20 protein-coding genes and 7 pseudogenes are annotated in these 25,103 nt (G+C 57.6%); 14 read left to right on the top strand and 13 right to left on the bottom strand.

All coding sequences use genetic code 11. The annotated features are described in order from the left end of the window. Positions 1-348: 348 nt before the first annotated feature. Entirely contained in the window at positions 349-507 is a 159-nt protein-coding gene (locus GWE18_RS33340) for a hypothetical protein (RefSeq protein ID WP_213255477.1), read from the top strand. A gap of 912 nt (positions 508-1,419) precedes the next feature. Here GWE18_RS33340 and GWE18_RS33335 read toward each other — a convergent pair. From GWE18_RS33335 to GWE18_RS33320, 4 genes are all read right to left on the bottom strand, one after another. Further along, positions 1,420-2,208 (bottom strand): amidohydrolase family protein, encoded by a 789-nt coding sequence (locus tag GWE18_RS33335; protein WP_275189927.1) that lies wholly within the window; start codon positions 2,206-2,208, stop codon positions 1,420-1,422. Between the two features lie 582 nt (positions 2,209-2,790). Then, positions 2,791-3,267 carry a GNAT family N-acetyltransferase gene (locus tag GWE18_RS33330; RefSeq protein ID WP_275189926.1) on the bottom strand — a complete coding sequence of 159 codons (477 nt, stop codon included), beginning with the start codon at positions 3,265-3,267 and terminating at the stop codon, positions 2,791-2,793. 468 nt (positions 3,268-3,735) lie between these two features. Then, a complete protein-coding gene (locus GWE18_RS33325) occupies positions 3,736-4,521 on the bottom strand; it encodes a hypothetical protein (RefSeq protein WP_275189925.1) in 786 nt (261 codons plus the stop codon). Positions 4,522-4,546: 25 nt separating this feature from the next. Then, positions 4,547-4,915 (bottom strand): hypothetical protein, encoded by a 369-nt coding sequence (locus GWE18_RS33320; RefSeq protein WP_275189924.1) that lies wholly within the window; start codon positions 4,913-4,915, stop codon positions 4,547-4,549. A 1,296-nt stretch (positions 4,916-6,211) separates the two neighbouring features. On the opposite strand from GWE18_RS33320, the gene GWE18_RS33315 reads away from it, so the two are divergent. Further along, positions 6,212-6,952: a class I SAM-dependent methyltransferase gene (locus tag GWE18_RS33315; RefSeq protein WP_275189923.1), complete on the top strand. Its 741-nt coding sequence runs from the start codon at positions 6,212-6,214 to the stop codon at positions 6,950-6,952. Between the two features lie 14 nt (positions 6,953-6,966). Beyond that, positions 6,967-7,167: a hypothetical protein gene (locus tag GWE18_RS33310; protein ID WP_275189922.1), complete on the top strand. Its 201-nt coding sequence runs from the start codon at positions 6,967-6,969 to the stop codon at positions 7,165-7,167. 391 nt (positions 7,168-7,558) lie between these two features. Here the strand turns inward: GWE18_RS33310 and GWE18_RS33305 are convergent, their stop codons facing one another. Further along, a complete protein-coding gene (locus GWE18_RS33305; RefSeq protein WP_275189921.1) occupies positions 7,559-7,786 on the bottom strand; it encodes a hypothetical protein in 228 nt (75 codons plus the stop codon). 741 nt (positions 7,787-8,527) lie between these two features. On the opposite strand from GWE18_RS33305, the gene GWE18_RS33300 reads away from it, so the two are divergent. Beyond that, positions 8,528-8,662, top strand: coding sequence for a hypothetical protein (locus GWE18_RS33300; protein ID WP_275189965.1), 135 nt, complete (start codon positions 8,528-8,530; stop codon positions 8,660-8,662). A gap of 133 nt (positions 8,663-8,795) precedes the next feature. Next, positions 8,796-9,807: pseudogene (locus GWE18_RS33295) on the top strand (transposase). Between the two features lie 63 nt (positions 9,808-9,870). Here GWE18_RS33295 and GWE18_RS33290 read toward each other — a convergent pair. Next, positions 9,871-11,784 (bottom strand): UbiA family prenyltransferase, encoded by a 1,914-nt coding sequence (locus GWE18_RS33290; RefSeq protein WP_275189920.1) that lies wholly within the window; start codon positions 11,782-11,784, stop codon positions 9,871-9,873. Between the two features lie 511 nt (positions 11,785-12,295). Next, positions 12,296-12,427, bottom strand: a pseudogene (locus GWE18_RS33285) (IS3 family transposase); the annotation flags it as partial. A 198-nt stretch (positions 12,428-12,625) separates the two neighbouring features. Between GWE18_RS33285 and GWE18_RS33280 the strand changes: the two are divergent. Both GWE18_RS33280 and GWE18_RS33275 read left to right on the top strand, forming a co-directional pair. Then, positions 12,626-12,916, top strand: a complete 291-nt coding sequence (locus tag GWE18_RS33280) for a hypothetical protein (protein ID WP_275189919.1) — start codon at positions 12,626-12,628, stop codon at positions 12,914-12,916. Further along, positions 12,913-13,137: a hypothetical protein gene (locus tag GWE18_RS33275; RefSeq protein WP_275189918.1), complete on the top strand. Its 225-nt coding sequence runs from the start codon at positions 12,913-12,915 to the stop codon at positions 13,135-13,137. Before GWE18_RS33280 ends, GWE18_RS33275 begins: the two co-directional genes overlap by 4 nt. Before the next feature lie 202 nt (positions 13,138-13,339). Here the strand turns inward: GWE18_RS33275 and GWE18_RS33270 are convergent. Then, positions 13,340-13,771, bottom strand: a pseudogene (locus GWE18_RS33270) (transposase); the annotation flags it as partial. A 587-nt stretch (positions 13,772-14,358) separates the two neighbouring features. On the opposite strand from GWE18_RS33270, the gene GWE18_RS33265 reads away from it, so the two are divergent. The 6 genes from GWE18_RS33265 to GWE18_RS33240 all read left to right on the top strand — a co-directional run bounded on the left by GWE18_RS33265 (position 14,359) and on the right by GWE18_RS33240 (position 19,510). Further along, a complete protein-coding gene (locus GWE18_RS33265; RefSeq protein ID WP_275189917.1) occupies positions 14,359-15,408 on the top strand; it encodes an NAD-dependent epimerase/dehydratase family protein in 1,050 nt (349 codons plus the stop codon). Further along, a complete protein-coding gene (locus tag GWE18_RS33260) occupies positions 15,405-15,758 on the top strand; it encodes an SMR family transporter (RefSeq protein ID WP_275189916.1) in 354 nt (117 codons plus the stop codon). The genes GWE18_RS33265 and GWE18_RS33260 overlap by 4 nt, the downstream gene beginning before the upstream one ends. Position 15,759: 1 nt before the next feature. Beyond that, positions 15,760-16,143, top strand: a complete 384-nt coding sequence (locus GWE18_RS33255) for a hypothetical protein (RefSeq protein WP_275189915.1) — start codon at positions 15,760-15,762, stop codon at positions 16,141-16,143. A gap of 2 nt (positions 16,144-16,145) precedes the next feature. Continuing rightward, on the top strand, positions 16,146-17,669 hold the full coding sequence (locus tag GWE18_RS33250) for a GMC family oxidoreductase (RefSeq protein WP_275189961.1): 1,524 nt from the start codon (positions 16,146-16,148) through the stop codon (positions 17,667-17,669). A gap of 13 nt (positions 17,670-17,682) precedes the next feature. Next, a complete protein-coding gene (locus GWE18_RS33245; protein WP_275189914.1) occupies positions 17,683-18,753 on the top strand; it encodes an NAD(P)-dependent oxidoreductase in 1,071 nt (356 codons plus the stop codon). A 157-nt stretch (positions 18,754-18,910) separates the two neighbouring features. After that, positions 18,911-19,510, top strand: a complete 600-nt coding sequence (locus GWE18_RS33240) for a transposase DNA-binding-containing protein (protein ID WP_275189913.1) — start codon at positions 18,911-18,913, stop codon at positions 19,508-19,510. Here the strand turns inward: GWE18_RS33240 and GWE18_RS33235 are convergent. The 5 genes and pseudogenes from GWE18_RS33235 to GWE18_RS33215 all read right to left on the bottom strand — a co-directional run. Beyond that, positions 19,504-19,638 (bottom strand): annotated as a pseudogene (locus GWE18_RS33235) (IS256 family transposase); the annotation flags it as partial. The gene GWE18_RS33240 and the pseudogene GWE18_RS33235 sit on opposite strands and share 7 nt — an antisense overlap. A 564-nt stretch (positions 19,639-20,202) precedes the next feature. Further along, positions 20,203-20,706, bottom strand: a pseudogene (locus GWE18_RS33230) (phosphoenolpyruvate hydrolase family protein); the annotation flags it as partial. 1,219 nt (positions 20,707-21,925) lie between these two features. Continuing rightward, a complete protein-coding gene (locus tag GWE18_RS33225) occupies positions 21,926-22,072 on the bottom strand; it encodes a hypothetical protein (RefSeq protein WP_275189912.1) in 147 nt (48 codons plus the stop codon). 191 nt (positions 22,073-22,263) lie between these two features. Continuing rightward, a pseudogene (locus tag GWE18_RS33220) lies at positions 22,264-22,361 on the bottom strand (glucose-1-phosphate cytidylyltransferase); the annotation flags it as partial. Next, the gene (locus GWE18_RS33215) at positions 22,358-24,235 is read right to left on the bottom strand and encodes a hypothetical protein (RefSeq protein WP_275189911.1); all 1,878 of its coding nucleotides are present in this window, start codon (positions 24,233-24,235) and stop codon (positions 22,358-22,360) included. The gene GWE18_RS33215 and the pseudogene GWE18_RS33220, both read right to left, overlap by 4 nt. A gap of 341 nt (positions 24,236-24,576) precedes the next feature. Between GWE18_RS33215 and GWE18_RS33210 the strand changes: the two are divergent. Further along, positions 24,577-24,725, top strand: a pseudogene (locus GWE18_RS33210) (IS3 family transposase); the annotation flags it as partial. Positions 24,726-25,103 lie beyond the last annotated feature (378 nt).

Genomic DNA, 25,103 nt, shown 5'->3' with positions numbered 1-25,103 from the left:
GGGAAACAAGCCAAGGATGGAAACGCTGACATACGATTCCGCCGGATTTGCCTAACCTAGCAAGAGCGGTCGGTGTAGTAGCTCTGCTGAGAGTCGGAAGGTGGTCAGGCGAATCCGTGGGAGATCAGATCCATCAATGTGGTCTGGAGGAACTTCGCCAATTCCGGACCAATGTACTTGGCATCACTGGGCGACAGTGGACGATCCTGATGGCCTTTGGCGGACTTGGACAGGAAACGGTGTTCAAGTTAATCTATTGATGCACGTCGACCTCTTCATTCGTCACGGACCAATCAAAGCTGGTAGAGAAAAAAGGCCAAGCCCTCCACAAGCGATGCTCGCGTACAGATGTCGCTGACGGACAAGACTTACAAGCATCTCGCGAGCCTGGCAGCACAACAGGAAGCACTCGATGAGTTCGTTTTTGGTGAATTCGGTGTTCGCGAACTGACCGAGTTCGCTAGCAGGCTCACTGCACTCGGGCATCGCCTACAGAAGCTCGCTTGAAAGTCGTTCCGGATTTCTGAGGACCAAAACGCAATCCCCAGAAATGGCGCGCTGTCTTGGTCGCGTTAACTCCGAGTCGAGACACAATGCAGTTAAGGTAAAGGGTGTGCATGTCCTCCCAGGAGCCTCTCACTGTGAATCTCCGCCAGCGGCTACTGGTTCTACGGGCATTGCCGTGTGGTTCTGAGAAAGCCTTGATGGGCACGCCTCGATCTGCCGGCTCCCCCTCAAGCGAAGTGTTTTTTCGGCGCGCAGGCGATCGTGCCGATCGTCTCTCCTGTGGTTAGGTTCTGCGTCGCTTCGACCGAGAACAAACCGAGCGTCATGAAGGAAGCCTTTAGCAAGTGCCGAACGCTAGCCGGTCTCCTAAATCTAGCGCCTCCGGACGGGAACGGCTTATGAGCGGGCCGTTTCTCGAAAGTCACGTACCTCTAAAGTTTGGGCGGAAGCGAGCGCCGAGGGCGAGCCTCTTGGTTAGCTTGGATCGATCGAGCCGAAAGGCGCGAACGATACGGCGCGCTCAGCAGCAATAGAAAAAGCGCCCGGTTGGCTTCATAGCTGGCAGCGGATCGGCTGCTTCTTGAACCCGTCATTACCAGCGTGCCTTCGCTCGTGCAGACCGACCATAACCACGTTCGCCCGCGCTGTTTTAAGAAAACCTCGAAGACTGGAAATCGATCAGACATGGCATCCAGCCCCTAACCTCCACCCGTCGTCTGCATTCCTGCATCCATAGCACAACCTACTCCGGTGCCGGCCTGCCTGTTGCGCTCTACTGGTTCTACGCGCACTGCCATGTAGGTTCTAAGAAAGCCTTGATGGACCGCCTCGATCAGCCGACTCTCCTCAAGCGAAGTTTTTCGGCGCCACCGGAGCCCTGAACACGGGCCCGCCGTGGAGATACTCATTTCGTTATTTCCGCAGGTCTACAGGTCCGAGTTGCCGAAAGCCGTAGAGGGCAGCAGACGTCTCGCCGAGGATCCGCCCTCGGGCGTCCTCATCTGGGACGAGCTCCTTAAGCCACTCCAAGGTCTCCGAATAGGATGGCGCATAGGCGTGGTCGGCCGTCACGTGCGGCCACTCCGACCCCCAGAGCAACTGTTCCGGCCCGATCTCCTCCAGCATCCTACCCGCCGCTGCCTGGGCCCAGCCATCGGGGACGCGTCCGATCCCCGACAGCTTCACCCACGCCTCCGCGCCTTTAGCGAGAGCGAGGAGCCGCTCCAGGCGCGGATCCCAGGCGGGATCGCGGGTGCTGTCCGCAAGTCCGAAGCCTCGGAACACCAGGCGATGGCCGTCAGCCAGGAGCAGCTCTGCCAGGCGCTCACGTCCTTCGACGCCGCCGGACACCTCCAAGTGCAGGCCCAGCTGAAGGGCAGCCTCGAGGGACTCGGCCAGTGGATCGGGATCGTCGAAAGTTAACGCCAAACCCACGGCGCCTGATCGGCCCCACTCCTCCAGGACCTCAGGCGCCAGCGGTTGCACGAGGGGCGGAATCAGCCTCACCGGCATTCGGGCCTGCCTCGCCTGGGCGAAGAGCTCCGTCGGGTCGCTGTTCAGGAAGGCGGGCTGGACCAGGACCAGCCCCGTGATCGCGCAGTCGCGTGCGGCGCCTTCCAGCTGTTCCAAGGAGCCGTCGATGACGGGCGCGGGCCGCCGGCTCTCTCGGCGGAAGGCGTGGACCTCGCAGTCGATCCTCATGGAGCGCCCTCGCCGTAGAGCGCAGCCGGCAGAGCGCCCGCCAGGCCGCAGCTCACCTGCACAAGCAGATCCTCGACCGCGGCGCATTGGGAACACCGACCTTCATCAGCATCTCCTTACTGGGACGACCCATTCTAATCGTTGTTTTCCTGCAATCCTGCAGGCAGGCACCAAATGTCGCACAAATTCAGCGTTTTTTGGCGCCATTACGCAGGATTCCAAACAGATGGAGCCGACAAGTTCGATATGACAATCCCCGCCGAGGTGACCCGGGCGCCGATGGTGGTGCCGATGGCGCCGAATGACCGCTGGTTACTCGGATCTGATCAGCTCCGGAAGAAGACGTCCATATCGTCTCGCGCACTTTGAGCTCGACGACACCGAACTCGACGAAAAACCAGCAACAAACCGCCCGACGCGGTACTCGATTTCTATGGCAACGAATCCGCTTACGCTGAGCGATTTGACGCAACGGGAAGACCGCTGGAAAGATGCTTGGCGGTGGCCTCTCCTCCCCCTTTGCTGTCAATCATCGACAAGGTGCAGCCCGCGCAGACGCGCACGCGCCACTGTAAGCTCCGCTCAGTAATCCGTGACGTCCTCATATCGCTTCGCGAATAGCGAGAACCCAGCGGACAGGTACAAGGGCAGCGCCTTCGGGCTGTCAAACTCGTCTGTGTGAAGCCAAATCCGGCCTGGCCGGTCAGCCCATGCAGTTCTTAGGCACTCCGACAGAAAATATCGCCCAAGCCCTCGTCCCTCAAGCTGGGCATCGATCCCGAAATGCAGGAGCTCCAGTTCGCGGTTGGATTGCTGGCGGAACTCACATAGACCACAGGCAACGCCGCCGACGCACAACACGAGGATGATCAGGTCCGGCCCGCCGATGAGCTGCGCCCGGAGATCCCATTGAAGGCGGTCTCCGACCAAACGGAACAGCTGCAGGTAATCTTTCACCGCGAGTCGCCCTCTGGCGATCGAGAGCGATGGCTCAGGCGGCGGAACCCTCGTTACCGTCGACGGGTCCGTCATCTCGAGGTAGGTGACCCACGCCTTCATCCGCTCTCCCCGTCTGGACCGGAAAGATCAAGTGCGCTGTCGCCATCGCAATACAGAAACCGTCCACCAAACATTGTCCACATGACCCGGGTCCCCTTGATCGCCTCCTCCTCTACAGTCAGCAGATCCCGGTCAATCGGCACCATGTCGGCCAATATCCGGGGGCCAGCATCCCGATCCTCAGCATGCATCGCACGAGCTCAGGGGTGTAGGCATAAAGCAAAGCCAGCTGCGGCATGCGCTGGAGGCCAATGGCAGGCTCATTGCCGATCCGACCATCTGGCGGAATTGTGTGTCTAAACAGATCTGGGACGCCGAAACGGCAAACAATCAATGCATCGACGCCTGGCGCGATCGCATTCATTTGACGCTTGTTGTTTCCCTACGCGGGCGCCTGTCATGAGGAGCCGAAGGAGCAGGCTGCGCGCTTCGGCCGCCGGAAAATTCCGCTGCGGCTGCGCCGTCGGTTCAGTCGCTCTCGCTCTCTGCGCTCTTGAGCGGCCTGGCGACATTTCTCAGGATCGTGGCGCGGCAGTTGGCTAGCATCTCCTTCGTGTACTTCTCGCCGAAGTAATCCAGAACGAAAGTGCCGCCATAGTCCGACTCATCGGCGACACCGCTGGTTAGGCCGTCGAGGATTGCGCCGACTTCGCGGATGCGATCGGAGTAGCGGGCGCGGATAACGTTAACCGCGTTCATCGAGTGAACTGCCTCGTCGGCAATCACCTCCCTTAGCCAACGAACGAATCGATTGCTCCCAAGTCCGGCATAAAAACCCATATCCGCAGCATAGGCGTGGCAGGTACACATTTCATCAAAGGCGATCATAACCATGACAGAGAATTCCTCTTTCAGGTATTCATTGATTACGCTAAAATTATGTGGTCGAGTGTCCAATCTCTCCCAAAGATCCTTTTCGGATCCATCAGCAATGAGCTCCATAATTTGGATGAAGCCATCGGTGTGACGCTCCTCGTCCGCGGCCCAGGCATCAAAGAATGCCGCAGCTTCCTCGGTAGCGATCAAGTTACGGATGGACAACTCCTTTTTCAGATGCCTCGCCTCATATTCGGTATACAATTCTGGCCACAACTTGTTCCAACGTGCGCGCAGAACTGATGGATCGGCGGTGAACATCACCGGCGTCAGATCATCAAACAATTCTGACGGGCTCCATTTCCGTCGAACTGGCGTGATCATCCGATTCTCCACGATGCGGAACTGCGCAAACGCGCGTTCTCCCTCGATACGCATTGCACTCTTTCGCAATATCCGAGCATCACAGAATGTTTGCGCGAGGATCTCCTGGCGGATCGGCCTGAGTGAGAGCCACCGCGCGTGCCGCAACGTCCGCTCCGAGCGGCGGGATACGCGAGGGGCGTGTCTTGTCGCGCAGCAGACCCTCCAAGCCCTCTTGCATGAAGCGCCCTACCAACGCCAGACGCAGGTCTTGGACTTGCCGGGTCCGGTGGATGTTCTCATTGGTGCCGAGCCCGTTCGCGCTCAACAAGACGATCTCGGCCGGCCAGACCTGCTTCTGCGGCAGTTTGCGATCCCGCACGAGCGCCCCCAACGGAAGCGGTCGGACGGAGTAACAATGATGGAAATACCCGTTCGCATGCGCCAGATTCGCATGCAATCGGTTCATCGGGAATCCTTCTGGGAAACCAAATGTCAGATTTGATCCACTAGAGTCTGTGGACACCTCCTGTTCCCGCGTGAGAGTGGTCAGACGGGCGGCACGCCAGCGCAAGTCGGAGAACTACACCTCCAGCAGCATCCCTATGTCCGACGGAGACGCAATCGTCTCACCGCAGTCGGTGCACGGCTCTCTTGCTAGCTGCCTGAATTAATCGCGGAGATGTGGGCCTCCAGCAATTGACCATGTCAAGAATGCTTGAATCAACTCCCGCTCGCGCGATCGCCTCCTCACCAACGACGCCCTTTGGCAACAGCCTCCGAAGAGGTCGGCGACCCGAGCTGCTGCCTCCGCCGAACTGCTTCGCTACCGCGTATCCCATCGTCGGAAGCTTACGATGCTCGTCCTAAAGGAAACGGTGAGTAAAGGGCCTGGCGCGGTCTTGCTGATTGGATTTGCCAGAATGTAGTTCGTGGTTCAACCAGCCGCTGAAGTGGTTGATGTTTGGCTAGCTCTTGGCCTCGTCGGTGTGGGGATGGGGTAGCCTCGCGATCATCACGGTTCGGCAACTTGCGTCACCTTCCGACTGGTCACATTCTATGAGATACTGGTTAGGCGTCTGTCGGGCGACAGGTCAGCCATCAGTTCTTCAGCTTGCTGTTCTCCTCCTCGAGCTGCTTCTATCGCTGCTTCTCAATCGGCAGCAATCCGTCGTACTATTTTCCGGTTGAGATAACTCGCCTGTCTGATCCCGGCCTTCCGCAGATGTCCGCAATCGTGCGCTGCTTGGGCGTTCGAGAATTTTGAAGCCCTCATCCTCTCCCGCTCCTCCCAGCCTAGAGGATTCGGAGCACAAAACTCTAACCAAATATGATCCAGTTTGTCGGCCTGAGATTACTGAGGTGATGGACTCTACAAATTCTTGGAGGAGATTGCGAGGCTGAGGTCAGCTAGAAGCTCCTTGGGGCTGATATCCATTGGAATGGGCCCTCCTCTACGAAGCTGGCAGGAAGGACCTTATGTCAAGAGACACCACTTTGCCAACGGAAGGACGTTGTCAGTCTTGCTGGATCGACTTTGGTGGCTAGGTCCGCCGTAATCACGGCAATCCTTTCGCGTGGCTGCTATACCACAGCAGTTGCGGTCTCAATCTTAGCGACGAAGGTTTCTACCTCAACTCCATCGCGAACCCATTCGCCTATCGGCATCGGGGCTTCTTGGAAGCCAATGAACACTCTGCACGATCAGAGGGAGCTGGAAACGATGTGGAACTCTGGTCAAGCCCCCTGGAAGACTTGGTAGACCATGGACAGAGAGATTGCGAAGCCCGGCCATGTGACGCAGGGGCAAGTTGCGGAAGATTTCGATGGCTGGGCCGACTCGTACGAGGAGATGGTCAATCAAGCCCTCACCTTCGCAGGGCGAAAGCACGCGTTTTACATCGACGTGAAGCGCGAACATATCCTTCGTCTGGCTCAGCGGTATTTCGCTGATCTCGAAAGCCTGAATGTGCTGGATCTGGGCTGTGGAGTCGGTGCGTTTCATCCCGGGCTTGAAGGCAGGTTTCGTGAACTCCACGGCGTGGACGTGTCTGCCCGAAGCGTCAAATTGGCGGCGACGCGGCACTCTTTTGTGCGCTATTCGACGTACGACGGCAGCCGACTGCCCTACGGCGATGGACAGTTTTCGATGGTTTTCACGACCGGCGTGATGCACCATGTCCCTCCGCTTCAATGGGAGAGCTTCGTTGCCGAGGCGTATCGTGTTACCGCGCCCGGTGGACTAATGCTCGTCTTTGAGAACAATCCCTACAATCCGCTGATGCAGTACTTCGTCAAAACATGCGACGTTGACAAGGATGCCGTCCTGTTGCGGCCCGCGAAGTTGCGTCGCATGTTCACTGCCGCCGGATTCACTGATGTCTTCACGCGAACTATTTTCTCAGTCCCGCCCGCTGGCAGATTCCTGACCAGAATGGATTCGCTACTGGGTAATCTGCCTTTCGGGGCTCAGTACTATCTCAGCGCTAGAAAGAAAGCGCTCTGACGGATTTGCTGGCGATGACTCGCGTCGCGCTGCCGATGATTGCGGCCATCATCCATGTGCTGGCGAGCCCGTCATCGGCCCGCCCGGAAGCCCTGCTCGGGGTGTGCGCGTTCATCGAGGATCAGGTCGCACAGCACCATGGCCCCGAGGTATCCGTAATTGAGATTGGAGCCCGGTGCGAACAGGTGCGGCAGGACCAAAACGGTTACCGCTAGAGCTATACTGGTGGGAGTCTGCGTGCGCAGAACCAAATCCGTCACGATAGAACATCGCGCCAAGGCATGTGAAGGCCGGCACCAGGAACAGGGTCGAGGGCTTGGTGCTGATCGGATCGGTCCCCAGCAGCGCATCGCTAAGATTGACCCCGCAGCGAGAGCCAGCGATCGGAGCAACTTGTGCGTCGATCCCATGAGAATGCTCAGCAGAAGGGCGATCGCCACTAACCCAGCGATAGCGAGTTGCGTGCGACTGATTTCGAGCCAGTCGATCCGAAATACTAGAGATAGCTCGTGGCCGGCACGCGGCAATTTCCATCTCAGTGCTGTTGATCATGCGGGGTTAGCAGCCCGGTGATTGCCGCCGTCGATCAATAGGCGGTAATGATCGTTAAAGCGAGAGCGCAGCGCCGCGCCAAGCGTGGGGCAGCAGCGACTTTCGGCGTAAAACGATGACATAGACGAGGGCAATCGCGGCAGCGGTGGTCGGCTTGGCCATAAAGCAGCACCAGCCGCCCACTCCGACCAGGATCCACCCGAAGACCTGGCGGATGCGTGCTGGCCTGTCGGCTAACAGCAAGCCGATCATCACCGTCAAAATCGACTGAAAGGCCAGCACGTAGTAGCTGGGGGTAAGCAGCCACCCAGTAAAAATTGCATAATGCCAGGCTGGCGATCCCCTGCCGGTAGCACCGCCGCATACAGCCAACTGTCCAGAGGCCACGGATTACAAGGAAGTCGAGGATCCAGCCCCGCGCGTTGTAAGCGTGACGTTCGCCATGCGAAGCACTGCGATGTCGCCACCGGCCCACTGATATGGCCGGTGATAGACGAAACCGAAAAGAGAGGCCGAAATATTTGATCGCGTAGCGAAATGGGTTCGCGATGGAGTTGAGGTAGAAACCTTCGTCGCTGAGAAGCGAGACCGTAACTGCTGTAATACAGCAGCCAAGCGAAAAGGATTGCTGTGGTTACGGCGGACAGAACCAGCAAAGTCCGATCCAGGAAGACTGACAAACGTCCTTCCCTTTGGCAGAGTGGTTATCTCTTGGCATAGGCCCCTTCCTGCTAGCCTCGTAGAGAAGGTCCATTCCAATGGAGATTAGCCTCAAGGAGCTTCTAACTGATCTGGGCTTCGCAAGCTCCTCCAACAATTGGTAGAGTCCATCACCTCGTGCAGCGAGACCGAAATTGGATCACCCAGAACTAGAGTTTGCACTTCTATCACGCTGGCGGGCTGGTTGCGCCGGCGTGGTTTTGCAGCAAATCGGCGGTCGATTGCCGATCGTCCCATGGGCCGCTCTTCGTTGTAGTATCTGCGCCAATTCTCCACTTTTCCTGGGCATATGGCTGAGAAACCATGGCTAACACCGTTGACGCCGGTCCTCTCAATGTGTTGCTCAACGAGCTGCGGCTGCCCGCCATCAAGGTGCTGTGGCCGCAATTTGCCGAGCAGTCCGACAAGGAAGTTGGCCGGCGGCGCGCTTCTCGCTAGCTCGAGCCGATGAGTCCAAATCCCGCTTAACGGGCACGCGATAGCTGCTAGTTGGCGGTCAACTATTCCTATCCTCGCGCGCTGTCGCAAGTTTATGGAGCCGAACTGACCTGCCACTGCGTATTTCCTCCAGATGGAGTTAGAGTCCGGCCCGCAGAACGTTGGACGGACAAAGCGAGCAAGGTTCACAGAAGAGCAAATTATCGCGATACTGAAGGAGCATGAGGCTGGGGCGAATACGGCCGACCTGGCTCGCAAGCATGGGATCTCCGAAGCGACGACCTACAAGAAGGCCAAATTCGCCGGCATGGACGGTTCCGAGGCAAAGCGCCTGAAGGCGTTGGAAGAGGAGAACGCGAAGCTGAAGAAGCTTTTGGCCGAGCAGATGCTCGAAGCGGCAGCGCTTCGAGAGCTCCTTTCAAAGAATCGTAGGGGCCGCCGCCAAGCGCGCTGCGGTCGCGCATCTGCAGGCCGTCATGCGCCTGTCGGAACGGCGGGCCTGCTCGATCGTGGGCGCGGATCGGCCGATGATCCGCTATCGTCCCAGCCGCCCTCCGGACACGGCTCTGCGCGGCCGGCTGCGAGACCTCGCCAACGAAGCCCGCCGCAAGGCTGTGGGGACCCGTGCTCCGATTCTGGTTGAGGCCAAGCCCAACGCGCACTGGTCGCTGGACTTCGTCCATGATCAGTTTGCCAACGGCCGGCGCTTCCGCATTCCCAACATCGTCGACGACGTTGACCAAAGAGTGCCTGGCGGCCATTCCGGAGACGTCGATCTCCGGGCGGCACGTTGCCCGCGAACTCACGGCAATCGAACGACGCGGCAAGCCGGCAATGATCGTCTTCGACCACGGCACCGAGTTCACCTGCAATGCCATGCTCGCGTGGAGCATGCGCGATGAGCTGCTCAACGAAGCCCTGCTCTTCGATCTCGACGACGCCCGCGCCACGATCGCTGCCTGGATCGCCGACCACAGTCTTCAGCGACCCCCACTCGTCACTGGAAACACCCCGCGGCCTATGCCGCCCACCTCTCCGCAACGGACGACCGGCTACGCAACTCCGACCAGCTCCGCCGATCGTCCATTGCTCCACCCGCGCCACTTGGCGTACAAAACTCCCAAACTCTAACCGCCGCTGGATGAAAGTTCAGTGGCAGGGTCAGAACGCATCAATGCAACGCGGCCCCCGGGGAAATCTAGAGAGCGTCAAATGGCGATGATAACCACGGCAATCATCAAGACGATGGCACTTGTGCTGATACGATCTCTCAGCGCAAAGACAATGGGATCGTCGTCCATTAGACCCCGGTGCGCCATCATGAGCGCCCTGCCTATCCAATAGATAAGGATGGGACAGATGAGCCATAGTGCCTTCGGATGTCGATAAAGTCTCTGCACATCGGACGATGTAACATAGAGTGCAAAGATCGTGACAGCGTTCATACCAGCGGCAGCAACTAGAGCGGCAACGACATCAAGGTCGCCGATCCTGTAGTCACGATCTGAACGATCCGGAAGGCCGCGGTCGAGCCTCCTCGCCAGTTCAACATACCGTTTGATTAGCGCGAGTGATGTGAATATGAACATGGAAAAGATGAAAAGCCACTGCGAAATTTGAATTTCAGCTGCCACGCCACCTGCAATAATGCGCGTCGTGTACAGCACTGCCAGCACAATAACATCCAAAAGCATCTTGCGCTTCAAATAGACAGAATACGCACTCGTTAGCACAAAATACCCAGCCAATACGGAGACAAACTCAAGTGAAATTGTGGTTGCCAGCATCAGAGAAAATAGGAGGAACATCGGAACCATAAGCAAGCCGGTTCGAGGTTGGAGAAGGCCACTCGCAAAGGGGCGAGCACGCTTGGTAGCGTGCGCGCGATCAGATCTAAGGTCCAGTAGATCGTTGAGGATGTAGACGGCTGACGCGCAACCGCAAAACGCCACAAACGCGATCACAGCTGTGGTGATGCTAGCCAACGTAAATTGATGCGAGGTCGCCAGTGGCACAAAAACGAGAAGGTTCTTGACATATTGGTGGACCCGAAGGGCCTTGAACCACGGTCGCGTTCCCACATTACCGTCATCTAATGTGACGTAGTTACCCTTGAGCGCGACGAGCCGACTCTTTACAGCATTGGAAAGACCGACACCGTAGGCTTTATCAGCAATCTCCCACACCGGAAAATCTGCAGGACCGTTGCCCACGTAGTCAAATCCGTTCTTACCGAAGGCAACTGTGAGTATCTCGGCCTTCAAAGATCCGGATAAATTCGTTTTTGCGTCAGAAGCAAACCAACCATCGAAGATTCCCAAGTAATCTGCGATGGCCTTCGCGTGCTTCGCGTTGGCTGCGGTAGCGAGGTAAACTTTCCTGCCCCGCGCTTTGGCTGCCTGAATTAGATCGATAACGCGCGGGTTGTAGGGAAGTGTCGCATAATCCAGTTCAGAAGCCTGGGCAAGATGATGCTTGACAGCTGCTTTGCCATTGGCCAGAGCCCGGACCGCCGCAAAATTCGCATGGAACCCAAGAGGCAAGACGTCTAAACAGGACTCGTACAGCACATCCGTCAGCAGCAAAGATCCGTCTAGATCTACTACCAACGGTTTGTCGCTGGGACACTCCGCGTTGGCAGCTTTAGCAGCATCGCTGGTGCGCCAGTTGCTGTCGAGAACTTTCGGTATGACGTCGTCGAGTTGCTTCGGACGACCGATAAAGACAATGTAGCCGTCACGATTGACGACGAACGAGGTAGGAATCCCGCAAGATAAGTCAGATTCCATCCAAAGGTTGTTCATTTCGCCCGTGCACTCGAACCCGATCCGATAATTCGGATTCGGGACGTTTTTGGTCAACCACGCATCCAACTTGGTTTGGGCCTCATCCGGCGTTCGAGCGCGTTCATGAGCTGCAACTCCGATAATCTCAAGGCCGCTGTGTTTATATTTCTCTTGGAGCTGTACCAGATGGCGCATCGCCGCCATACATGGCAGGGACCAAGTTGCCCAAAACTGGACGATGTACACTTTCCCGGGTTGGAAGCTCGTGAGGGGCTGGCCGCGCAGCCAGCTTTCCACCTTTATGGGAGGAGCGAGGGACTCGACACGCAGCACCATGTTGCTCTCCAAAGCTGATGCCGAAGGCTGCACACCCTGTGCGCGAAGTATCTTCTCTCAGAAACGGGGGCACGCCCTACCTCCGTGTAACAAGTCACGACGATTGACAGCTCTAGGTCGCAAATCCGAGACGCATAGCGGACCGCAAATGCTTAAGGAGCGCCGGTGTTAACTCATCGGGTTTTAAACTTCACCTCTCAGGTGTGGTAGGAGCGTCCGCCTTTACGATTTCCTAATACGGATTATTCCTTGTTGCGCAACTGTGCGCTATGCAGGCGCCTCCAATGATTGAAGCGAGCGTATCCGACCATCGCCAAATCGGCAGCGAGTTTTCGGACAGAGTTGATTGACTCTTCCGGGTCATGAGCGACACTATTTGCATCGCGCTCGCAGTGCCATTGTTAACAGCTATGTCCCCGCGTTTTGTGGGCTCGGCGATACGTTAATCGAAATCGGCACTGCTCTGGGTCATCACGCTGAGATCTTCGCAAACGCCGGCGCGATGACGTGCCAATCGATGCTTGCACCAGGCGAGCGTGGCATTGCAGGTGAACTCGGTGCCGTGGTCGGAGACGATCATTGCCGGCTTGCAGCGTCGCTCGATGATTGCCGTGAGTTCGCGGGCAACGCGCCGATGGCTCGCCTTCCCGCCGCAGCAGGACGAACAGGCGGCGGTAGCGAACCGCCGCTCTTGGGGCTCCCACGAGCTAGTTCGCTATGCGCGGATTTCTGATCTTTATAACCCGGGTGGCGTCGTCGGTCGGGCTGCTTTACCTCACGCTGAGCGGGTGATTTCGCGGCGATCCAGTCGCGGCTGTGCCATACCAACCCGCTCTGGATTGTGATTGCGCTCACCATCTTCCAGATCTTCCTCGGCCAGCGTTGGCGCGAGATTTCTGGTCTATGCCATGCGCCCCTAAGCGACCTCAAGGCATTCCAACATGATCGGCAGCTTCTTCTCAACCAGACGCTACCGTTATCGATCGGGGGCGACGCGGTTCGGCTGTGGCTCGTCAACCGCACCGGCCAAGGCTGCCGCGCGCCGACCTATTCGATCCTGACCGATCGCGCCGTTGGCCTGATTGCGCTGGCGCTTATCATCGTAGCAAGCCTACCTGGAGCTGCGGCATGATTGGCGACGCCAAGGCTCGGCTCGCGCTGGTCGATTTCACGGTCGGCGACCACGAATATGCGTTGTTGCTCCACGGCCTTTATTACTTCGACGCGCGATCCATATCATCGCTCTCCTCTGACCTTGCCGACGGAGGAGAGGTAATGGTGAGCTTCGTTCGGCGACCCACGATCCTAAAGCACGCTCTTCTAGCAGTGGGAAGCACGCAACTTTGTGTCTAATTTCTCACAGCGGCGCAAAGCTCGTGAGGTTCAAAACACTGTCGCCTTGCGGCCCTGTCGAGTTTCTCAGAGTTTAGCCAGACGCTTAGCGCGTCCCGATGCCATTGGCACGACCGTTGCTGTTGGGACTAGCAATAGTGAGTGAAGGCTGCGTGCGCGCGGACGCGCGGGTGGAGCGACCCTCTCCTTCCCCTGGAGACCGCTCGTTGGCGAGGTCTCGCCGCCGGCCGCGCAGAGCTGTGTCCGGAGGGCGGCTGGGACGATAGCGGATCATCGGCCGATCCACGCCCACGATCGAGCAGGCCCGCCGTTCCGACAGGCGCATGACGGCCTGCAGATGCGCGACCGCAGCGCGCTTGACGGCGGAGCCTACGATTCTTTGAAAGGAGCTCTCGAAGCGCTGCCGCTTCGAGCATCTGCTCGGCCAAAAGCTTTTTCATTTCGCGTTCTCCTCTCCCAAGGCCTTCAGCCGCTTTGCCTCGAAAACGTCCATGCTGGCGAATTTGGCCTTCCAATTGTAGGTCGTCGCTTCGGAGATCCCATGCTTGCGAGCCGGGTCGGCCGTATTCGCCCCAGCCTCATGCTCCTTCAATATCCCGATAATCTGCTCTTTCCTGAACCTTGCTCGCTTCATCTGTCCGTTCTTCTTCGGGCCGGACTCTAACTCCATCTCGAGGAAATACGCAGTGGAAGGTCACGACATACAGAGTTTGCGCCGCGGTCAACTACCAGGGTTAGTCATTGATCTAAATGCAAAACGTATGGCAAGTACTGGTGATGATCGCGGTCTGGCCAAGCATCACCAGAGGGGATTTCGGCATGCAACATCAACCACTATCAGTTCTCACTAACAAACCTGATCGATCCGCTCACTCGTCGCTTGCAGAAACTCCGGTCAGCTCGAATCGCGACCGTTCCGCCTTAAGAACACGCGTCTCCGCCGCGGTCGCTTCGAACGCCTCAGGGCGTCGGGCTCGTGGAACGCCTACTCTCTTGGCTCCTTAGTCCGAAGCATCATGTAACCAGCGACCAAGAAAGGAATTTCATAGATGAGGATGTCATCGCGTGTACAACGTCCCGATCCCGCTGCACATAACCCAGTGACGTCACCAGCACGTCGCCGGGATTAGAACCGAATAACTTTAACCCTTAGCGGTCCAATTAAGGACTCAGCGAACACACGTGTTCCCAGTAGTCTTCTTGAGATTTGTGTAGTCAGAGATGGTGAATACAGCTCTAGTTACCGGCGGCTCGGGATATTTCGGGCAAGTGCTCAGCAAACAGTTGCTTGAGCAAGGAACCCACGTTCGTGTGTTCGACCTGAACTTCCCTAGCTTCAGTCATCCTAACTTAAAATTCTTCAAAGGCACGATTCTGGATCGCAACGCAGTCAAACAGGCAGTCTCCGACGTGAATAAGGTATTCCACAACGCTGCCCAAAACCCCTTAGCCAAGGATGTAGACTTGTTTTGGTCCGTCAACAAGGACGGCACACAGATCATTGCTGACGAATCGGCTGCGGCAGGAGTCGAGAAGCTGATATATACTTCCTCCACCGCTGTTTATGGCGCCTCGAAATTGAATCCCGTCACAGAGAAGACAGAACCCAATCCTGCCGAAGATTACGGACGCGCAAAACTGGCAGGCGAAATCATTTGTAAGAAAGCAATGCAACGCCATAACCTGGATGTGGCGATTGTGCGCCCGCGGACTATTCTCGGACATGGCCGCCTTGGCATCTTCCAAATCCTGTTTGACTGGATAGAACGGGGCCTCGACGTTCCAGTTTTGGCTGACGGGAACAACAGATTTCAGTTCGTTCACCCGGATGATTTGGCATGGGCATGCATTGCAGCATCGGACATGAAAGGGCTTGCAGAATACAATATCGGTGCCGCCGACTTTGGCACAATGCGTGAACTTCTGCAGGCGGTAATCGACCATGCCGGAACCAAAAGCCGAATCAAATCTATTCCGATGTGGCCGACCACCATCACAGCGAATCTGGCAAGTGCGCTCGGCCTCTCCCCCTTGGGCCCCTACCATTCATTGGCGTACGGGCGATCAATGTATTTCGATATTTCGAAGGCGCAAAAAGAACTTGGATATACGCCGAAGTACTCTAATTCTCAGATGATCATCGATGCCTATGATTGGTATCGGGCCAATAAGGCTTCTATAACCAAACGCGGAGCGTCCCACCATAAGTCGCCTGTCAAACAGCAGGTTTTAGCGCTGGTTCCCCACGTTTTGCGGCTGATCCCGGGATGAATGCGCAATCTCTGATCCCAGTTCTTGCCGCGAGCTTGAATTCCTGTATCGGCAATTTATTGCTGAAATGGAGCCGGACCTCACTGCCTGCCAACGCCGGACTGGCCGATAAGTTTCTCTCAATTGGCTTTATAGGCGGACTGGCATTTTACGGTATCAGCGTCGTGTTATTTGCAAAGGCTCTCGACTCCATGGAGGTGTCAGTCGCTTATCCGATTTTGGCGGGGTCCGGGTTTGCAATGCTGGCGGTTACATCATCTTATATTTTTGGAGAACCGTTCCATCTGCACAAGTGGATCGGGCTCGGTCTTGTCTTGGCCGGCATTATTTTTCTGGCTCGAGGAGACTAAAATGGTATTCGATAGAGTGCTCCTCGCAACACTGATGCCTACGTGGCCATTGCTCGACGGGGAAGAAAAACCGGCCGTAGTCACTGAAGTCGTAGCAAGCGTCAGCCGAGCCATTGCAGACGCCCCGTTTCATATTCGTTTGGCGGTTCGAAGCGTTTCGGTCTTCCTGAGCCTTTGCATTTTCTTGATTTCAGCCGGCGCGGGCGGTCCATTAGCAAGCGCGCTCCGCGCAGACAGATTTTATACTCTTCTGCAGAGATCGCCCGGTCCCATCACGTCCGTCATGCGCCTTTATCGATCGATGACGCTGCTTGCATTCTATGAGCAGACGCCCGTCGCGGCAAAGCTGTTGTCCGTACGAACTACACAAAATCAAAAGGCTTGAACATGAAAGGCAGTTTTCATCTGAGCAACGCACTGCAACTGGAAGCGGATGCGGTGATTATCGGCTCCGGTGGCGGCGGTGCCAGCGTTGCAGATGTGCTGACAGCTGCCGGTTTATCTGTGATCATGCTCGAAGAGGGTAAGCATATTCCGTCATCATCGGCGTCTCCTAGCGCGAGAGAGGCATTTTCGGCAGCCTGGCGCAGCGGAGGACTAACCGCCGCAATTGGCCGGCCCCCCATTACCTATGCGGAGGGCCGCTGCGTCGGGGGAGGAACGGAAATCAACAGCGCTATTACCCAGCGAACTGATAGCGATCTCATTGATCAATGGCGCAAGCTCAACAAGATCGAAAATTTTACGCCGGATGAACTGGCGCCATATTACGAGCGCGCGGAGACGGCGGTAAATGCAAGCCTGACCCCCGGTCCGCTCGGACGTGCGACTGACATTCTGCGGCAAGGAGGCGAAGCGCTGGGCTGGAAAGTGTCGGAGCTGAAACGGGGACAACGTGGCTGCAAGGGCGCCAACCGATGTTCTTATGTATGCCCGAACGGCGCCAAGCAGTCCATGGCGGTGACCCTTCTGCCAAAGGCGGTGGACTGCGGCATGCGGCTGCTGGCGCAAACGCGTGTGGACAAAATACGAATTGAAAAACGCCGTGTCACAGAGGTGCTCGCCCAGTCACGCGATGCCGGCGGACAAGCCGTGCCAGTGCGCGTAAAAGCCGGCATGGTGTTTGTTTGCGCAGGTGCAATTCACACCCCGGCGCTTTTGCGCTACTCCGGCCCGCGTAAACGCATTGGCGATACACTGCGCCTTCACCCGACAATCAAGGCAACGGCGCTGTTTAACGAGCCTGTCGATGCACATCAGTCGCGGCTTCCTCTGGCGGCAATTACCGAATTTATGCCGGAACAACGCATTGGTGGATCGATATTCACGCCCGCGGTCTTTGGCCTCTCGCTTGCAGAAGACTGGACCAATCGCGGCGATCTGATGCGGGACTGGCGTTTTTGTGGCTCGTATTACGGCATGATACGGCCCCGCGGAGTGGGCTCAGTGAGACCGCTTCCCGGCTTCAACGAGCCACTTGTCAGTTTCAAGCTCGCCCCTGAGGACTGGATTGCTCTGAGCCAGGTTCTCACTCGACTTAGCCGAGCCATGTTTGCGGCCGGCGCCCGGAAGGTGTTCCCGAGCATATCCGGCCATGAAGGGTGGACGAGCCCTGATCAGGTATATGAATTCTGGAACAAGCCTCTGCCCAAAGGGGCAACGAATCTGATGACCGTACACCTGTTTTCGAGCTGCCCGCCAGGCGAGCATCAGGATTCTTGCGCCGTCGACAGTTACGGACGGGTGCGTAGCGTCGAAAACCTCTTTGTAGCCGATGGCAGCCTCATTCCGGAAGCGCCAGGCGTCAATCCCCAAATGACTATCATGGCCCTAGCGTTCCGGGTTGCGGAAGCAGCACTCTGTCATTCGGCACAAGAACGCGCCCGCTCAGCGGCAAGAGACATAAATTGAGAGGGCGGTTAATGTGCAAGAGACAATCCAGGTAACCCTGAATGCCCCCCTCGTGCTTCTGACGGGAGCCGCCGGCTGGCTGGGCGGGCGCATCGCGGCGGCGCTGACGAGAGGTTTGCCGGAAGTACGACTTCTCGCAACCGGAGGCTTCCGGGTAAGGGCGCTCGTGCTTCCGGGAGAAGACGTATCGCAACTGCGTGAACAGAGCGTCGAAATCGTGACAGGCGATGTCCGGGACATGGAAACTGTCCGTGCATTCGTGGCCGGTGCCGAGGGCGCTGTATTGATCCACATGGCGGGGGTCATTCATCCCAAAGCCGTTGCTCAGTTTGAAGCGATCAACACGCAAGGCACGATCAATCTGCTTACGGCAGCGCAAAAGGTCGGTGTGCGGCGCGTGATTGTCATGTCGTCGAATTCGCCGATCGGCTGCAACCCACATCCGGATCACAAATTCACAGAGGAAAGCCCGTATAACCCATATATGGGATATGGCCGCTCCAAGATGCTGATGGAAAAGGCACTGCGGGCGGAAATTGCCGTTGGCAGCCCGACAGAAATTGTCATCGTCCGCGCGCCCTGGTTTTACGGACCCAACCAGCCGTCAAGGCAAACCCTCTTTTTCAAGATGATCAAGAACGGCAAGTTTCCCATTGTTGGATCTGGACGGAACCGCCGCTCGATGGGCTATACCGACAATCTGGCGCAGGGCATCCTGCTCGCCGCAGCTCACAAAAATGCGGCGGGCGAGATTTTCTGGCTTGCGGACGAGACGCCGTACACTATGAACGAAATTGTCGAGACCGTCGGCAAGGTCCTGCACGAAGATTTCGGCATGACGGTCAAGCCTAACACGGTCCATCTGCCGAGCATTGTGGCCGTAGTCGCAACGATGGTCGATGTAACTCTTCAGTATGCCGGCATCTATCACCAGAAAATCCATGTCCTGTCTGAAATGAACAAGACAATTGCGTGCGATATCACCAAGGCTAGAAAAATGCTCGGTTATGCGCCCGTCATCGCCTTGCGAGAAGGCATGCGCCTTTCGGTCGACTCCTGCCTAAAGAACAGGCAGGCGATTTAAGGCTTCTCATCTTTCTAATGCGTAAGCGGCCGATTGAGCTTTCAATTACCCACATTTGACATCGGATTTGAACGACGCGCCGCGGGCGAAATCTTGAATCGGCTGAACCTGTTGTGATTCGTTGTTGAGCACCTGATTCGGAGGCGTGGGGTGCTCGATGGGCTTGGTGAAGGAACGCGCGGCGGCGCGTGCTCAGCGATTGACGACCGGTATCGAGACGTGGGTTGATCGGGAAGCTGCGGGATGCGAGTTTAAGGATGAGCGGCTTGGCCGCCGGTTCTGCAAATTGCTCGCACAAATCGGGAGCGACATGGGTCAAAGCATCCCGCTGGTTTGTCAGGACTGGGCCAACACGAAGGCCGCCTATCGCTTCTTCTCCAACGAACGGGTCAACGAGGCGGATATTCTTTGCGGTCATTTCGAGGCGACGCGCGGGCGCGTAACGGCGACGGAGGGACCGATCCTCGTCCTCCATGACACGACAGAATTCAGCTTCAAGCGCGAGAAGCCGGATCTGATTGGCTTTACGGGCAAGACGGCAGGGCGCACGCAGTGTGGCATCCTGATGCATTCGAGTCTCGCCGTGACGACCGAGGGGCTTCCGCTCGGACTGGCGGCAATCAAGTTCTGGACGCGCAAGAAGTTCAAGGGGACGACGGCGCTGAAGCGAAAGATCAATCCGACACGGGTTCCGATCGAGCAGAAGGAGAGCATCCGCTGGCTGGAGAATTTACGGCAATCGACCGACCTGCCGTAACCTGCCCCGGTCAGGCCTTTGACCTCGAGCTCCATCAGTCGGAGCGGCAAGCCAATCATCTCGCGCAACAGATCGGCATCAGGGATCTTCTCCACGAGCGCGCGCAGGTTCATCATGTCGTCGATCATCGGGACCACCCGCGAAGCCGCTCGCTACGGCGCTATGTGGGGGCGCGCGTCGTGAGCGGCTTCGCTACCGCCCAGCGACACCGCTGCTTCGGACACGACCACCTATTGCGCGCTCGATCCGACTAACTTGTGAAAACCGGTTGATGCGTAGCAACTCAGCTATAAACATCGCGTAACGTGCGACACGACGTGGGTTAACATAATTTTCAACGTCGCGGCGAGGATGTGGCGTCCACATCTTAGCTTCACGGCTCGCCGGCGTTGCGACGGTGGTGCTTGCCGCGTCGCCGTGACAAACGGACCGACTGCCTGCGGCAAGAGGCACTCGGCACGTCACGTGGCTGCCTATCTATACAAAGGCCTATGCGCCCGCGTGGGATTGAAGAGCTTCCTAGATCTCTTTCTCTGAGGGACCATGAGGTCGGCATCACATTCGATGACGGGCCGCACCGCTTGCGGGGCTCGCGCAGGAATGCATGCGGCCACGGTTCTTGCGTCGGCAGGTCTTCCGCAGATTTGCAGAGCTCGTCCGGCGCATCGCCGCGCAGGGCCATACTATTGCGCATCACAGCTGCTCGCATGCGAATAGAATCCGTGGAAGCGCGGGCAGGCGTAGACAATGAAGCGAACATCTTCCGGATTGGCAATCGGGCCGCCATGGCAAAGAATGATGATATCGTCGCGAATCTCTCGCGACGCCTCGATGCACCGGTGGATCAGGGTCACGCAATCCTGCAACGACTTTACCGAACGAGCGCCGATCGCGCCACCCGTGGTCAGCCCCATATGGCACACGAGGATATCCGCCCCGGCCTCCGCCATTGCTTTCGCATTTTCCGGACTAAACACGTATGGTGTAGTCAACAGATCGAGTTTGTTGGCCTCGGCAATCATATCGACTTCCTGCGCATAGCTCATCCCAGTCTCTTCGAGGTTTTGGCGAAACACTCCATCGATCAGGCCGACGGTTGGGAAGTTCTGCACGCCGGCGAACCCGATCTGCTTCAATTCGCGCAAGAAGCTTGACATGACGACGAATGGATCAGTGCCATTGACTCCAGCAAGAACCCAGCAATCCGCGCGCGAGATAATCGAACACCGTTTGAGGAGTTCCTCCTAGCTCAGCCGTTACGCCCTGCATCGAGAAACTGCCGTCGGGCGATCGCATCAGATTCTTGCTCACGCCGTTGATTTTGACGGTGGGAATGCCCAAGTGGGTGAGCAACAGCCAAACGTTCTTTTGAAGGCGCAGCCTCGGGCCGCGACAAAGCCTTCCCAATTGAGTATTTCGGCGATCTCGCCATCCATTTTATGTTCAGCATTTAGCTCGGCAATCCGTTGCCACAACCGGTCAATGTCGATCTAGTCGCGGTACGTGTGAACGCGCCGTTGCACGTGATGCTCGCTACTCGCACCGGTCTGCCAGAGATCTTGAGGCACACACGACCTCGGGTCCGCTTCTGATCAAGGACGACTTCGCGAATGACAAGCCGCAGAATGCGCTTTCGATCGGCCGCGGACGTGGTAGCGCGTTCCAAATCCGCGGCAGATTCTCGCCGAGCTCTTGCAGCCCGGCGCGTTCCGCCGGGCCAATCATAAGAGGCTCTTGCGTGCGCCAATGCGCATGCTCCTGACCGACCGCCTCGACGACACGCAGCTTCTCTTCCCAGGCCCGCTCAAGTGAGCGCGCTACACGGCGGTTCTCGGGCTCGACGGCGTCATATGCCGAGCACTCGGCCTCATAGCGGGCGCGCTCCACGCGAAGTGCCCACTGACGCTCGAGCTGGCGGCTTTCTTCCTCCAGTTCGCCCGCCGCCGCGAGTGCGATCGCTATCTGATCGACATCAACGCGTCGAGAACCACCCGCTCGACCAGAGCATCAACCGCCAAGGCCCGGACTTCCTGGCACAGTGCACTGCCTTCCTGGTCCCGATCCGACCGGCAGCAATACACCGGATAGTCGCCATTCGGCGCCGAATAACGCAACCTCATGCGCCGTCCGCAACGGCCGCAGATCGCAATCCCTTGTAACAAGACCGCCCGTACGCGGCACGCTCGCGTGCCCTGCCCCAAGCGGACGACGTTATTTATTTGCCAGTCGCAGCTGGTTGGCCATGAACTTCCCCAGCTGATATAAGCCGGGTGAGCGGCGCGGAGGCAAACCGCCCAGTCGGCGATCGCTACCTTGACCGTTCCCGTCGAGATCCAGGCTGGCATCGGCTCACCCAGTTCGATTAGTTTCGCGGTCAGCTATTCTGAGGTCGGTCCTGCCTCCAGGCCCACCCTCTCAAATTTGACCAGCCCATGGTTCGAGGTACTGCACAATCGATGGCGCGTCCGCCAACGTCGTTCCCTCCTGGGTAAGCCTTTCGGTCTCGTCCACCGTACATATCGCAATGGAATTCAGCGAAACATCGAGGCCGAAGTAGATCATGACTTTCCTCCTTGGATCGAATCAGTCCATGATCGTCAGTCAAAACGCGCTACGCGGCAAACAGGTCAGGCGATCGGGACCGAATACACCATCTCTTCCAAAAAGCGGTTGCGCTTCATCCTCTGGTCCTAATCTGGGCCAGAACGGTTTCAAATCGGATTAAGCCCAAGGGGCAAGGTCAATGTGCCAGAGATCGGCTTGCCGCCGATTTCGATCACGGGCTTGGGCCGAAGGTGGGTTTCCTCGGAAATTCGGGTTCCAAGGCCCCAACGAGGATCACAGCTTTCACCATTGGCTCCATTTCTGGCGATCCGGCCTTTGTCGCCTGGCTTCACGGCAGGATTGCTCGGCCGGGGCGGCGGGGCGTACGGGCTTCAACAGAAACTGCCTCGCAGAATTCGGATAAACCCGGTGAAGGACATCGGGATAATTCCCGTTCAGGACGGGGGGGTCGAACGTAGCGGCGGCGACGTAGTTCGCCTGCCCGGCTCCAAAGGATGCCATGACACTGGCATGGTCAAGATGATACGAGCCCTCCGGCTCGATCAGTACCCACGCTTTGGCCAGATCGGCGCAGTTCTCAAATCCGAGCGCTTCCACCGCGGCTGCGTTACTGCCGGGAAATCCTCCGGCCAGATATGGTAGACCGAGCGGTCGCGTCTCGAGCACATACTGCAGGCTGGACGCGCGGCCGGTGAGATAGACCACCGGGGTACCGACTTCAAGGCCGGCCGCACGGGCCTGGGTCCTGGCCGTGGCCAGATAGTCGTGGAAGGATTGCGAAAGCACCAATTTTCCACCACCCGGCATGCGCATGACAGCGTTGTAAGCGCGCAGATCTTTCACCTGACGGCTCGGCTTGAGGATACCAGCATTGATGACTGATGCAGTGAGCAGCTGTGCCAACACCGTCAGGGGCAGCAGGATGGCGACGCTGCGTCCCTGTTGCGCAAGAGGGCTCAGGAAAGCAACGACAGCGAGCATCCAGAACAAGGCATCCATCGAACCGACGATCCAGTAATTGACATTGGAGCCCACTGCGGACAAGTGTGGCAAGACTAAAAAGGTTAGCGTTAGAGCGATGCTGGGGGGACCCTGGGTGCGCAGAACCAATCCCTCACGATAGAACATCGCGCCAAGGCATGTGAAGGCCGGCACGAAGAACAGGGTCGAGAGATCGATGCTGATCGCATCAAGCCCCAGCAACGCAATCGCTATTGTTACGATCAACACCGCAGCGAGAGCCAACGATGAGAGCAACTTGTGCGTAGGCCCCATGAGAATGCTGAGTAGAAGGACTATCGCCACTAACGCAGCGATAGCGAGTTGCGAACGACTGGTGGCGAGCCAGTCGATCCGAAACATGAGAGATACCCCGTGCCCGTCACCCCTCAGACTTTCCATCTCAGCGTTGTTGACCATACGGGTCACGAGCCCGGTGATGCCGCCGTCAATCAAGTAGGCGGTAATAATCAGTAGAACGAGAGCGACCAGCGCAGCGCCAAGCATGGGCAGCAGCGACTTTCGGCGCAAGACGATGACATAGAGCATAACGACGAGGGCAATGGCCGCAGCGGTGGGCGGCCTGGCCATGAAGCAGCACCAGCTGCCAACACCCACCAGGATCCACCCCAAGACCAGGCGGATGCGCCCTGGCCGATCGGCAAGCAGCAAGCCGATCATCACCGTCAAGAGCGATTGAAAGGTCAGTGCGTAGTGGCTGGGGGTACGTCCCCAGAGCCCCCAGCTACTAGTGCTAAAATGGCATAATGCCAGGCTCGCGATCCCTGCCGATAGCGCCGCCGCCTGCGGCCAGCCCGCTGTCCAGAGGCGCCGGATCACAAGGAAGCTGAGGATCCAGCCCAGTGCCATGATAAGCGTGACGTTGGCCATGCGAAGCAATGCGATGTCGCCGCCCGCCCACTGATATGGCCAGTGATAGACGAAGCCGAAAAGGGACGCCGAAACATTGATAGCGTAGGGGAATGGGTTCGCGATGAAGGCGAGGTAGAAACCTTCTGAGCTGAGATCGAGACCGTAACTGCTGTAGTATAGCAGCCAAGCGAAAAGGATTGCTGTGGTTACGGCTGACAGAACCAGCAAAATCTGATCCAGCAGGAATGACGACGTCCTTCCGTTCGCAAAGTGGTCATCTCTTAGCATAGGCCCCTTCCTGCCCGCCTCTTAGATGAGGCCATTCCAATTGAGATATCAGCCTAGAGGAGTCTCTAATTGACTTGGGCCTCGCAATCTCCTCCCAAAACTGGTAGACGCTATCGCCTTGGAGCGGGATGGACATGATGCCGAGCCTGTTCCCGGAAGAACAGGTCATCGGGACTTGCGGAAGCAGGAAGCCGGGGGGAAGACAGCCGATGTGTGCTGCAAACAGGGGATCAGCAGCGCGACATTTTACCATTGAAGGCCTCAGCGAGCGGCGGGCGTGTGAGCTAATCGCACGTCGGTGCGGTGTCAGAAGCCATCGATCGGACTATCCGGCAGCACATGCTCGGCTGCGCGAGCTGGCGTTCATTCGCCGGCGGTTGGGCTATCAACGGTTGCACGTCCTGCTCAGATGCCAGGGTATTATCATGAACCACAAGAAGCTCGGTCGGCTTTGCCGCGAGGAGCGCTTCAGGTGCGTCGTCTCGGCGGTGTAGCGCGACAAACAAACTGGATGAGAGCGCATTGCCTCGCGAGAAATATTCCTGAATAGTGGGTCGTGGCGCCACGTAATTTGCTCCCCTGCGAAACGGGCGGCCGGGGGCGATGGCGGGGCGATTGAGTCGGCCGTGAAGAACCTCCCAAGCCATTGAGCGGGAGTCCATTTTTGGAGCAGAGCGAGATTTGAGATTGCAAGCTTTTTGGGTCTGAAGGCCCGAAAGCTTGCAATTTCATTTTCGGGAATGATCGGGATAGGGGGACGTCTCGCGACGCCACCCCTCCCACACCACCGGGCATACGGGTCCGTACCACGGCGGTTCGATCGAGTTAAGCCGGCACAGGCATGAAGATTCGGGGGAGACCAAGAGAG

The organism is Bradyrhizobium sp. CSA112 (genome assembly GCF_029051645.1).
Lineage (GTDB): Bacteria > Pseudomonadota > Alphaproteobacteria > Rhizobiales > Xanthobacteraceae > Bradyrhizobium.
This window is presented reverse-complemented; position numbering and strand designations above follow the sequence as displayed.